Source organism: Pseudomonas sp. NPDC089918, assembly GCF_050280605.1.
Classification (GTDB): Bacteria; Pseudomonadota; Gammaproteobacteria; order Pseudomonadales; family Pseudomonadaceae; genus Aquipseudomonas.
The window spans coordinates 1-11,895 of the sequence record NZ_JBNNVP010000033.1 but is presented as its reverse complement, the minus strand read 5'-3'; the positions used below and the strand labels follow the sequence as shown (position 1 = coordinate 11,895).

At 58.3% G+C, this 11,895-nt stretch carries 10 protein-coding genes; 2 read left to right on the top strand and 8 right to left on the bottom strand.

Annotated features, from left to right (window positions below):
• Positions 1 to 211: 211 nt before the first annotated feature.
• From ACQKPC_RS21485 to ACQKPC_RS21450, 8 genes are all read right to left on the bottom strand, one after another.
• Positions 212 to 1,102, bottom strand: a complete 891-nt coding sequence (locus ACQKPC_RS21485; protein WP_007897694.1) for an ABC transporter permease subunit — start codon at positions 1,100 to 1,102, stop codon at positions 212 to 214.
• Entirely contained in the window at positions 1,099 to 1,980 is an 882-nt protein-coding gene (locus ACQKPC_RS21480; protein ID WP_177319477.1) for an ABC transporter permease subunit, read from the bottom strand. Before ACQKPC_RS21480 ends, ACQKPC_RS21485 begins: the two co-directional genes overlap by 4 nt.
• Before the next feature lie 35 nt (positions 1,981 to 2,015).
• Positions 2,016 to 3,158 carry an ABC transporter ATP-binding protein gene (locus ACQKPC_RS21475; RefSeq protein WP_008067988.1) on the bottom strand — a complete coding sequence of 381 codons (1,143 nt, stop codon included), beginning with the start codon at positions 3,156 to 3,158 and terminating at the stop codon, positions 2,016 to 2,018.
• A gap of 61 nt (positions 3,159 to 3,219) precedes the next feature.
• Positions 3,220 to 4,317: a polyamine ABC transporter substrate-binding protein gene (locus ACQKPC_RS21470; RefSeq protein ID WP_427626183.1), complete on the bottom strand. Its 1,098-nt coding sequence runs from the start codon at positions 4,315 to 4,317 to the stop codon at positions 3,220 to 3,222.
• A gap of 239 nt (positions 4,318 to 4,556) precedes the next feature.
• Positions 4,557 to 5,654 carry a polyamine ABC transporter substrate-binding protein gene (locus tag ACQKPC_RS21465; RefSeq protein WP_217857542.1) on the bottom strand — a complete coding sequence of 366 codons (1,098 nt, stop codon included), beginning with the start codon at positions 5,652 to 5,654 and terminating at the stop codon, positions 4,557 to 4,559.
• Between the two features lie 182 nt (positions 5,655 to 5,836).
• Complete coding sequence (locus tag ACQKPC_RS21460) at positions 5,837 to 7,201, bottom strand: aspartate aminotransferase family protein (protein ID WP_427626182.1); 1,365 nt, start codon at positions 7,199 to 7,201, stop codon at positions 5,837 to 5,839.
• 58 nt (positions 7,202 to 7,259) lie between these two features.
• On the bottom strand, positions 7,260 to 8,618 hold the full coding sequence (locus ACQKPC_RS21455; protein ID WP_427626181.1) for a glutamine synthetase family protein: 1,359 nt from the start codon (positions 8,616 to 8,618) through the stop codon (positions 7,260 to 7,262).
• 37 nt (positions 8,619 to 8,655) lie between these two features.
• Positions 8,656 to 9,432, bottom strand: coding sequence for a gamma-glutamyl-gamma-aminobutyrate hydrolase family protein (locus ACQKPC_RS21450; RefSeq protein WP_427626180.1), 777 nt, complete (start codon positions 9,430 to 9,432; stop codon positions 8,656 to 8,658).
• 278 nt (positions 9,433 to 9,710) lie between these two features.
• On the opposite strand from ACQKPC_RS21450, the gene ACQKPC_RS21445 reads away from it, so the two are divergent.
• Complete coding sequence (locus ACQKPC_RS21445; protein ID WP_007897683.1) at positions 9,711 to 11,087, top strand: glutamine synthetase family protein; 1,377 nt, start codon at positions 9,711 to 9,713, stop codon at positions 11,085 to 11,087.
• Positions 11,088 to 11,317: 230 nt separating this feature from the next.
• Positions 11,318 to 11,895 (top strand): TetR/AcrR family transcriptional regulator (locus ACQKPC_RS21440; protein ID WP_427626179.1); only part of this gene is annotated, 578 nt, incomplete at its 3' end.

Genomic DNA, 11,895 nt, shown 5'->3' with positions numbered 1-11,895 from the left:
GCGGGCCTCATCGCGAGCAGGGCTCGCTTCCACAAGGGATCTTCAGTGAACATAAATTTTGTGTCTGCCACAGATCCTGTGGGAGCGAGCCTGCTCGCGATGCAGGCAACTCGGTGCAACTAAGATACCGAGGTGATGCTATCGCGAGCAGGCTCGCTCCCACATTGGATCTGTGGTTGGCCACACAGACGTGGTCAACCCGGCATCAAGCTCAAGCCGCTTCCGGCGCCTGGGCCCGGCGCACGTCCGGTTGTTTCCAGGAATCGGCGGCGCCCTCTTCGATGGCCTGCTGGATCGCTCGCTTGCGAATCTCTTCGGCACGACGGCTGAAGTACCAGACCAGGAACGTCACCAGCGACACCGCCAGCAAAATCAGGCTGGCCACGGCATTGATCTCAGGCTTCACGCCCAGGCGCACCGCGGAGAACACTTCCATCGGCAGCGTCGTGGAACCCGGACCGGACACGAAGCTCGCCAGCACCAGGTCATCCAGCGACAGGGCAAACGACATCATGCCCCCCGCCGCCAGCGATGGCGCGATCATCGGGATGGTGATCAGGAAGAACACCTTCCACGGCCGCGCGCCAAGGTCCATGGCCGCCTCTTCGATGGACAGGTCCAGCTCACGCAAGCGCGCCGACACCACCACCGCCACATACGCCGCACAGAACGTGGTGTGGGCGATCCAGATGGTGACGATGCCGCGCTCCTGCGGCCAACCGATCATCTGCGCCATGGCCACGAACAGCAGCAACAGCGACAGACCGGTGATCACTTCCGGCATCACCAACGGCGCGGTGACCAGACCACCGAACAGCGTGCGCCCCTTGAAGTGGGTGATACGGGTCAGCACGAACGCCGCCAGCGTCCCCAGTGCCACTGCTGCAATCGCGGTGTAGCAAGCGATTTCCAGCGAGCGCACCACCGAGCCCATCAGTTGGGTGTTGTCCATCAACCCCACGTACCACTTGATCGACCAACCGCCCCACACCGTCACCAGTTTGGAGGCGTTGAACGAGTAGATCACCAGGATCAGCATCGGCGCGTAGATGAACAGCAAACCCGCTACCAGCATGAAACTTGAGAAACGGAAGCGCTTCATTCCTTGCCCTCCATTTCTTTGGCCTGACTACGGTTGAACAGAATGATCGGCACAATCAGGATCGCCAGCATCACCACCGCCAGGGCAGAAGCCACCGGCCAGTCACGGTTGTTGAAGAACTCTTGCCAGAGCACTTTACCGATCATCAGGGTTTCCGGACCGCCGAGCAGTTCCGGGATCACGAACTCACCCACCACCGGGATGAACACCAGCATGCAGCCGGCGATGATGCCGTTTTTCGACAGCGGCACGGTGATCTTCCAGAAACTGTTGAAGGTGCTCGAACCGAGATCCGACGCGGCTTCCAGCAGGCTGGTGTCGTGTTTGACCAGGTTGGCGTAGAGCGGCAGGATCATGAACGGCAGATAGGAGTAAACGACCCCGATGTAAACCGCGAGGTTGGTGTTGAGGATCTGCAGCGGCTCGTCGATCCAGCCCATGCTCATCAAAAAGCCGTTAAGCAGGCCGTTGTTGCTGAGGATGCCCATCCACGCATACACGCGGATCAGGATCGCGGTCCAGGTCGGCATCATGATCAGCAACACCAACACCGTCTGCAGTTCTTTGCGGGCACTGGCAATGGCGTAGGCCATCGGGTAGCCGATCAACAGGCAGAGAACGGTGCTGATCAGCGCCATCTTCAGCGAACCGAGGTAAGCGGCGATGTACAACTCGTCATCGCCCAGCATCGCGTAGTTGCTCAGGTTAAGCAGCACCTGGAGCTTCTGGTCGATGAAGCTGTAGATCTCGGTGTACGGCGGAATGGCCACGTCGGCTTCGGCGAAGCTGATCTTCAAGACGATGAAGAACGGCAACATGAAGAACATGAACAGCCAAATGAACGGAACCCCGATGACCAGCTGACGGCCACCGGGAATTATTCGATTGAGGCGGCGTTTGAATTTGCGCAGGTTCATGAGCGAAGTACCACGCCACTATCGTCTTCCCAATACACGTAGACCTGGTCACCCCAGGTCGGCCGCTGGCCACGGCGCTCGGCGTTGGCGACGAACGACTGGACGATCTTGCCGCTCGGCAGCTCGACGTAGAACACCGAGTGGCCACCGAGGTAGGCGATGTCATGCACTTTGCCGCTGGACCAGTTGTATTCACAGGTCGGCATGGTCGGCGTCACCAGCAGTTTTTCTGGACGGATCGCGTAGGTCACGGATTTGTCCTGCACCGAAGTGCTGATGCCGTGGCCCACATAAATCTGCCGGTCCAGGTCCTTGCAGGTGATGATCGCGTGGCCTTCGGCGTCGTCGATCACTTCACCGTCAAAGATGTTGACGTTGCCGATGAACTCGCAGACCAGGCGGCTGGTCGGGGTTTCGTAGATGTCGATCGGGCTGCCGATCTGGGCGATCCAGCCCAAGTGCATGATCGCGATACGCTCGGCCATGGTCATGGCCTCTTCCTGGTCGTGGGTCACCATCACGCAGGTCACGCCGACCCGCTCGATGATCTCGACCAGTTCCAGCTGCATTTGCGAACGCAGCTTCTTGTCCAGCGCACCCATCGGTTCGTCGAGCAGCAACAGCTTCGGTCGCTTGGCCAAAGAACGCGCCAGCGCCACACGCTGACGCTGGCCACCGGACAATTGATGCGGCTTGCGCTTGGCGTACTGGCTCATCTGCACCAGCTTGAGCATGTCGGCCACACGTGCATCGACTTCAGCGGCGGGAAGCTTGTCCTGCTTGAGGCCGAAGGCGATGTTCTGCGCCACGGTCATGTGCGGGAACAAGGCGTAGGACTGGAACATCATGTTGATCGGCCGCTCGTACGGCGGCATGTCCGTGATGTCTACGCCATCGAGGTAAATGCGCCCCTCCGTGGGCCGTTCGAAACCTGCCAGCATCCGCAGCAAGGTGGATTTGCCCGAACCCGAGCCGCCGAGCAGGGCGAAGATTTCGCCTTTCTTGATTTCCAGGGACACGTCGTCCACGGCAATCGTCTCGTCGAACTTTTTTGTGACCCGGTCGATTTTGACCAGCACCTGTTTAGGTGTCTGGTCGCCCTCGAGGGCTTTCTTATAGGCGCCGGAGGCAACTGCCATTTACGAAACTCCCAACAGAATTTGCAGTTCGCTCAACGTGGCGAACCTGGATAGTTTGAAGCTATTTGCCCGACTTGACCTTGGTCCAGCTGCGTGTCATCAAACGTTGAATGTTCGGTGGCAACTCGATGGAGACGTATGTCTTGTCGAGGACCGCTTGCGGTGGATAGACCGATGCGTCGGTGCGTATGGATTGTTCCATCAGTTTGTCCGACCCGGGGTTCGGGTTGGCGTAGCCTACGGAATTGCTGACCTGGGCAATCACTTCGGGTTTCAGCAAATAGTTGATGAAGGCATGGGCTTCCTTGGCGTTGGCGGCATCCTTGGGGATCGCCAGCATGTCGAACCAGAGCGCGCCGCCCTCTTTCGGAATCGAGTAGGCGATGTTCATGCCTTTGCCGGCTTCAGCCGCGCGGGCCTTGGCCTGGAACATATCGCCGGAGAAACCGATCGCCACGCAGATGTCACCGTTGGCCAGGTCCGCGATGTATTTGGACGAATGGAAGTACGTCACGTAAGGGCGCACCGCCAGTAACTTGGCTTCGGCCTTTTTATAGTCTTCAGGGTTGGTGCTGTTGGCGTTCAGGCCCATGTAGTTGAGGACCGTGGGCATCATTTCATCGGCGGAGTCGAGGAACGCCACGCCACAGCTGTGCAGCTTCTTGATGTTCTGCGGCTCGAACACCACATCCCACGAATCGATCTTGTCGAGGCCCAGCACTGCCTTGACCTTGTCGACGTTGTAACCGATGCCGTTGGTGCCCCACAGATACGGTACGGCGTACTGATTGCCCGGATCGTTCTGTTCCAGGCGCTTGAGCAGTACCGGGTCGAGGTTGGAATAGTTAGTCAGCTTCGATTTATCGAGCTTCTGGAAAGCCCCGGCCTTGATCTGCTTGCCAAGGAAGTGGTTGGACGGCACGACTACGTCATAACCGGTACGCCCGGCCAGCAACTTGCCTTCCAGGGTTTCGTTGGAATCGAATACGTCATATACCGGCTTGATGCCGGTTTCTTTCTGGAAGTCGGCCAGGGTGGTCTCACCGATGTAGTCAGACCAATTATAAATATGCACTGTGCCAGCGGCCTGAACACTGACAGCGAGTGTCAGCCCGGCGCCGACCAGCAGGGCATTGCGCAACAAAGAAAAAATAGGCAAGTGGAGGTCCTCTAAAATTAGTTGGGCCCAAGTTGCCCCGCGTTACATGACAGCCATGGCTGCCTGGCAACAAAACCGGCGCGCAACTTACCCTCGAAAAACCGTTCCAGCAAACTTTATGAAGATCCTGTAGCAGCTGCCGAAGGCTGCGTTCAACTGCGAAGCAGTTGTGCCGTCGAAAAGCGGAGGTCCTTTCGGACCTCAACGCAGCCTGCGGCAGCTGCTACAGGGTTTATTACTTATTTACCGGATTTGATCTTGGTCCAGCTGCGAGTCAGGATCCGCTGGGTCGCGGCCGGCAAGTCGGCAATCGCGTACAGCTTGGCCAACACTTCCGCTGGCGGGTAGATGCCTGGATCGCTGGTGATTTCTTTATCAACCAGTGCGGTAGACGCCGCGTTACCGTTCGGGAAACGTACGGCGTTGGTGATTTCAGCCATGATTTCCGGCTTCTGCAGGAAGGTCATGAACTTGTAGGCGCCTTCGACGTTTTCGGCATCTTTAGGGATGGCGACCATGTCGTAGAAGCTGCCAGCACCTTCTTTCGGAATGTTGTAGCTGACTTTCACCTTGTCACCGGCTTCAGCGGCGCGAGCCTTGGCCTGGTAGATGTCACCCGAGTAACCCACGGCGACGCAGATGTTGCCGTTGGCCAGGTCGGAGATGTACTTGGACGAGTGGAAGTAGCCCACCGAAGGACGGATTTTCAGGAACAGCGCTTCGGCTTCAGCCAGTTGTTTCTTGTCCTGGCTGTCGGTTGGATAGCCCAGGTAATGCAACGCCACCGGAATCATCTCGGTTGGCGAATCGAGGAAGCTGATACCGCACGACTTCAACTTGGCAGCGTTTTCAGGTTTGAACAGCAAGTCCCAGGAGTTGGTCGGCGCATCGGCACCCAGTGCAGCCTTGACCTTCTCGGCGTTGAAACCGATACCGATCGAACCCCACATGTAAGGAAACGCGTGTTCGTTACCCGGGTCGCTTACCGATACTGCTTTAAGCAGGTCCGTGTTCAGGTTTTTCCAGTTAGGCAGCTTGGACTTGTCCAGCTTCTGGTAAACGCCGGCCTTGATCTGCTTGGCCAGGAAGTTGTTCGACGGCACGACGATGTCATAGCCGGACTTGCCTGCCAGCAACTTGGCTTCAAGGGTTTCGTTACTGTCGAACACGTCGTAGACGACTTTGATACCCGACTCGGCCTCGAACTTCTTGACGGTATCCGGCGCGATGTAATCGGACCAGTTGTACACGTGCAGCACTTTGTCGTCGGCCTGAACGGCGCCCGCCATCACGCCCATCAGGGACATGGCGAGGAGGGTCTTGCCAGCTATCTTCATACCTAATGCCTTCATGGGTAATGCTCCAATTTTTCTTTTTAACCACGTGCTCAGCGGCCTGTTACTGGGCATCCGAACAACCGGTAGTCTGGCAAGATCCAAGGCAGGCTTTCAAGGAAAGACCCATCCTTTGTTTGCACTGAGCGAAGTGCAATCTTCGCACCTCGCTCAGAGCCTAGCACTTAGCCCTGCAACGCACTCAGGGTCAGGTCCAGACACTTGCGTGCCTTGGTCACCAACTCGTCGATTTCAGCCGGTGTAATCACCAGTGGCGGAGCAATGATCATAGTGTCGCCGACGGCGCGCATGATCAGGCCGTTTTCGAAGCAGAACGTGCGGCAGATCATGCCAACACCCTTGCCTTCGTAACGTTTGCGGGTGGCTTTGTCCTGAACCAGTTCGATGGCCCCCAACAGACCGACCCCACGCACTTCCCCCACCAACGGGTGATCGCTCAGTTCCCGTAGACGCTTTTGCAAATAAGGTGCCGTTTCTGTGCGCACGCGCTCGACAATTTTCTCATCGCGCAGGATACGAATGTTTTCCAGCGCCACCGCAGCGGCCACCGGGTGCCCGGAATACGTGAAACCGTGGTTGAAATCACCGCCTTCGTTGAGCACCTCGACCACATCGTCGCGCACGATCAGGCCACCCATCGGGATATAGCCGGAGGTCAGGCCTTTGGCGATGGTCATCATGTGAGGTTTGAGGTCGTAGAAATCGCTGCCGAACCACTCACCGGTACGGCCGAAACCGCAGATCACTTCGTCGGCCACGAACAGAATGTCGTACTTGGCGAGGATTTCCTTGATGCGCGGCCAGTAGCTGTCTGGCGGAATGATCACGCCGCCGGCGCCCTGGATCGGCTCGGCAATAAAGGCGCCGACGTTGTCGACGCCGACTTCCAGGATTTTCTCTTCCAGCTGATTGGCCGCCCAGATACCGAACTCGTTCGGCGTCATGTCGCCGCCTTCGCCGAACCAGTACGGCTGGGCAATGTGGACAATGCCCGGGATCGGCAAGTCGCCCTGTTCGTGCATGTACGTCATGCCACCCAGGCTCGCGCCGGCCACGGTGGAACCGTGATAGCCGTTCTTGCGACTGATGATGACTTTCTTCTTCGGCTGGCCCTTGATCGCCCAGTAGTGGCGAACCATCCGCAGCATGGTGTCGTTGCCTTCGGACCCGGACCCGGTGAAGAACACGTGATTCATGCCTTCAGGCGCGACGTCGGCAATCACCTTGGCCAGCTCCAGCACCGGCGGGTGAGCCGTCTGGAAGAACAGGTTGTAATAAGGCAGTTCGCGCATCTGTTTGCTGGCGGCATCGGCCAGTTCATCGCGACCGTAACCGATCGCGACACACCACAGGCCAGCCATGCCGTCGAGGATCTTGTTGCCTTCGCTGTCCCAGAGGTAAACGCCCTTGGCATGGGTGATGATCCGCGGGCCTTTCTCTTTCAGCTGCTTGAAGTCGCTGAACGGGGCCAGGTGGTGATCGCTGCTCAGGGCTTGCCATTCACGGGTTTGCGGGTTGTTGCTGGTCATGCGAATTCTCCTAAGATTCGAGTGGAGGGCGCCGCCAGGAACAGCGGCGCCCGGCGCATCAGACGGCGAAGAGCAGGAATTCCCGCTCCCACGAACTGATCACGCGCTTGAAGTTTTCATGCTCGGCCCGCTTGACCGCGATGTAGCCCGTGATGAATTTCTTGCCCAGGTACTTTTCGATGGTCTTGCTGTTTTCCATGCGATCCAGGGCATCTTCAATAGTCAGTGGCAGGCGCAGGTTGCGCCGCTCGTAACCACGACCCACGACCGGAGCACTCGGGTTATGCCCTTCGACCATGCCGATAAAGCCGCACAACAGGCTGGCGGCGATGGCCAGGTAAGGGTTGGCATCGGCACCCGGCAGACGGTTTTCCACCCGACGATTCTGCGGCCCGGCATCCGGAACCCGCAGGCCCACGGTGCGGTTCTCCTCGCCCCACTCCACGTTCACCGGTGCCGAGGTATCCGGCAGGAAGCGGCGGAACGAATTGACGTTGGGTGCGAACAACGGCAGCAGTTCAGGAATGAATTTCTGCAAGCCACCGATGTGGTTGAGAAACAGCTGGCTCATGGTCCCGTCTTCATTGGAGAAGACGTTTTTGCCAGTCTCGATGTCGATGATGCTCTGGTGCAGGTGCATGGCGCTGCCCGGTTCGCCGGTCATGGGCTTGGCCATGAAGGTCGCCGCCACGTTGTGCTTGAGCGCGGCCTCACGCATGGTGCGCTTGAACACCAGAATCTGGTCGGCCAGGGACAGGGCATCGCCATGACGGAAGTTGATTTCCATCTGCGCGGTGCCGTCCTCATGGATCAGCGTGTCGAGGTCCAGCTCTTGCAGTTCGCACCAGTCGTAGACGTCTTCGAACAACGGATCGAATTCGTTCGCGGCTTCAATCGAAAAGGACTGACGACCGGTTTCCGGACGACCAGAGCGGCCGATCGGCGGTTGCAGCGGGTAGTCCGGGTCATCACTGCGCTTGGTGAGATAGAACTCCATTTCCGGCGCCACGATCGGCTGCCAGCCGTGGTCGGCGTAGAGTTTCAGCACCTTTTTGAGCACGTTGCGCGGCGACAGCTCGATCGGATTGCCCTGCTTGTCGTAGGTATCGTGGATCACCTGGGCGGTGGGCTCGATGGCCCAGGGCACCAGAAACACCGCGTTCTGGTCGGGGCGGCAGATCATGTCGATGTCGGCCGGGTCGAGCAGTTCGTAATAGATGTCGTCTTCGACGTAGTCGCCGGTGACGGTCTGCAACAGAACGCTTTCGGGCAGGCGCATGCCATTTTCGGCAATGAACTTGTTGGTCGGCGAAATCTTGCCCCGGGTGATGCCGGTCAGGTCGCCAATCATGCATTCGACTTCTGTGATCTTGTGGTCTTTCAACCAATCGGTGAGCTGGTCGAGGTTGTTACTCATAAATGCCTCTTAGGCTGAGTTTCCTGACTCTTATAAGTCAGGCGTTGTTTGACGCATCGGCGTCGCGTTGTAGAGCGTACTTGCGGCAGGCATCGCCAAATGCCTGGAAAATCGCAAGGTAGTCAGGATTCAAGCTTACCTGCCATTCGGGATGCCATTGCACACCTAAAGCAAAAGCCTTGCCTTCGGTAACAGAGACGGCTTCGATCAACCCGTCGGGCGCCACGGCTTCCACACGAAGGCCCGGCGCCAGACGCTCGATACCCTGGCCATGAATCGAATTGACTTGAATCTCGCTCGCCAGGCCCAGCCCGGCCAGTACACCACACGGCTGAACGTGCACCGGGTGACTTGGCGCGTACTGCCCTTCCAGCGGCAGGCTGTCGTCTTCACGGTGATCCATGAATGGACCGGCCTCGTGAACCTTCTGATGCAAACTGCCGCCGAACGCCACATTCATTTCCTGGAAGCCGCGGCAAATGCCGAGCACGGGAACACCGGCCTCGACAGCAGCGCGGATCAGCGGGAGAGTGGTGGCATCGCGTGCAGAATCATGAGCAGTACCTGGCGCACTGGCCGGGCCGTTATAGTGAAACGGTTCTATATTAGAAGGAGAGCCTGTAAAGAGAATGCCGTCCAGAGCGTCCAGAATTTCGGACGGCGCCAGCTGATCCGCCAGGGATGGAAGAATCAACGGCAGGCCCTTGGCAGCTGAAGCCACGGCGCGTACGTATTTGTCGCCACTGATGTGATAAGCATGCAGACCGATCTGCTTTGAGCAGGCGGTGACGCCGATTAACGGCAGGCGAGACATGAAGCACCCCGGTATTATTGCTGTTATGGGTTTAAATCGAGCTTAGCCTTGTTCATTTTTTTACACAACACCCCCGTAAAAAATACAACACGGCCCGCTCAAGCTCGCGGGCGCCAAGACGACTGAAGGCAAAAAAACGCCCCAAAGTGCCTCAAAAATGCCTCGTGAGTGCTTTTTTAGGGCAAAAAAGGCCTTGCTTGACTTCGGCATGCCGTTCGGGTTGACTGGAATCCGAAGAGATCAATGATTGATATTTTTAACAACAAAGGTGTTGCATCATGTCGGTACCCCCGCGTGCCGTTCAGCTTAACGAAGCGAACGCGTTCCTTAAGGAACATCCTGAGGTTCTGTACGTTGACCTTCTGATTGCGGATATGAATGGTGTGGTGCGCGGCAAGCGCATTGAACGCACCAGCCTCCACAAGGTTTACGAGAAAGGCATCAACCTGCCGGCCTCTCTATTTGCTCTGGATATCAATGGCTCGACGGTGGAAAGCACCGGCCTGGGCCTGGACATCGGCGATGCTGACCGAATCTGCTATCCAATCCCCGACACCCTGTGCAATGAGCCCTGGCAGAAGCGCCCGACCGCGCAACTGCTGATGACCATGCACGAACTCGAAGGTGATCCTTTCTTCGCCGACCCGCGCGAAGTCCTGCGACAAGTCGTAGCCAAGTTTGACGAGATGGGCCTGACCATCTGCGCTGCGTTCGAACTGGAGTTCTACCTGATCGACCAGGAGAACGTGAACGGCCGCCCACAACCACCGCGCTCGCCGATCTCCGGCAAACGCCCGCATTCGACACAGGTCTACCTGATCGACGACCTCGACGAATACGTCGACTGCCTCCAGGACATTCTGGAAGGTGCGAAAGAGCAAGGCATCCCTGCCGACGCGATCGTCAAGGAAAGTGCCCCGGCACAGTTCGAAGTGAACCTGCATCACGTGGCCGACCCGATCAAGGCCTGCGACTATGCGGTCCTGCTCAAGCGCCTGATCAAAAACATCGCCTATGACCATGAGATGGACACCACCTTCATGGCCAAGCCTTACCCTGGCCAGGCGGGTAACGGTCTGCATGTCCACATCTCGATTCTTGATAAAGATGGCAAAAACATTTTTGCCAGCGAGGATCCCGAGCAGAACGCCGCACTGCGTCACGCGATCGGCGGTGTGCTCGAGACCCTGCCGGCGCAGATGGCTTTCCTCTGCCCGAACGTCAACTCCTACCGTCGTTTCGGCGCACAGTTCTACGTGCCGAATTCGCCGTGCTGGGGCCTGGACAACCGTACCGTGGCCATCCGCGTACCGACCGGTTCCTCCGATGCCGTGCGCATCGAACACCGTGTCGCCGGCGCCGACGCCAACCCGTATCTGTTGATGGCTTCTGTTTTGGCGGGCGTACACCACGGCCTGACCAACAAAATCGAGCCGGGCGCACCCGTGGAAGGCAACTCCTACGAGCAGAACGAGCAAAGCCTGCCGAACAACCTGCGTGATGCATTGCGCGAGCTGGACGACAGCGAAGTCATGGCCAAGTACATCGACCCGAAATACATCGACATTTTTGTCGCCTGTAAAGAGAGCGAGCTGGAGGAGTTCGAACACTCCATCTCCGACCTCGAGTACAACTGGTACCTGCATACCGTGTAAGCGGATTGCCGATCTGAAAAAACGCCGTTGGCTCTCGCAGCCAGCGGCGTTTTTTTATGGCCGCCTTCGGCGGATCGCCAGCAGGCTAGCTCCCACAGTTGATCTCCAGTGAACATACATTCGGTGTACACCGGAAATCCCTGTGGGAGCTAGCCTGCTAGCGAAGGCGTCCGGGCAGACAACATCAAACCCTGCTCGTACAATGCCCGCTGCCCCCGCAGGAGACTTCAATGACGCGCACCGCCACCATTCGCAAACCCCGCGCCCGCAGTCAGGCCCGGATCGATTCGATACTCGATGCCGCCCGCACGCTGCTGGCCGCCGAGGGCGTGGCAAGCCTGTCGATCTACAGCGTCGCCGAACGCGCGGAGATCCCGCCCTCCTCCGTCTACCATTTTTTCGCCAGCGTCCCGGCCCTGCTTGAAGCCCTGACCGCCGACGTCCACGCCGCATTCCGCGCCTGCCTGCAAGCGCCCATCGATCACCATGCCCTCAACGGCTGGCGTGATCTGTCGCGCCTGGTGGAACAACGCATGCTCGCCATCTACGACGAAGACGCCGCCGCCCGCCAACTGATCCTCGCCCAGCACGGCCTGACCGAAGTCACCCAGGCCGACCGCCAGCACGACATCGAACTCGGCGACCTGATGCACAAGCTGTTCGACCACCACTTCGAATTGCCGACCCTGCCGAGTGATGTCGATGTGTTTGCACTGGCCATGGAGCTGGGGGACCGAGTGTATGCACGCTCGGTGCAACAGCATGGGCAGATCACGCCGCGAATGGCCGAGGAAGGGATGCGGGTGTT

What these genes read in the sequence shown, in the direction of transcription:
- ACQKPC_RS21450 (WP_427626180.1), bottom strand. Translation starts at nt 9,432, where the DNA reads ATGTCTCGCCTGCCGTTAATCGGCGTCACCGCCTGCTCAAAGCAGATC.
- ACQKPC_RS21485 (WP_007897694.1), bottom strand. Translation starts at nt 1,102, where the DNA reads ATGAAGCGCTTCCGTTTCTCAAGTTTCATGCTGGTAGCGGGTTTGCTG.
- ACQKPC_RS21465 (WP_217857542.1), bottom strand. Translation starts at nt 5,654, where the DNA reads ATGAAGATAGCTGGCAAGACCCTCCTCGCCATGTCCCTGATGGGCGTG.
- ACQKPC_RS21460 (WP_427626182.1), bottom strand. Translation starts at nt 7,201, where the DNA reads ATGACCAGCAACAACCCGCAAACCCGTGAATGGCAAGCCCTGAGCAGC.
- ACQKPC_RS21445 (WP_007897683.1), top strand. Translation starts at nt 9,711, where the DNA reads ATGTCGGTACCCCCGCGTGCCGTTCAGCTTAACGAAGCGAACGCGTTC.
- ACQKPC_RS21455 (WP_427626181.1), bottom strand. Translation starts at nt 8,618, where the DNA reads ATGAGTAACAACCTCGACCAGCTCACCGATTGGTTGAAAGACCACAAG.
- ACQKPC_RS21475 (WP_008067988.1), bottom strand. Translation starts at nt 3,158, where the DNA reads ATGGCAGTTGCCTCCGGCGCCTATAAGAAAGCCCTCGAGGGCGACCAG.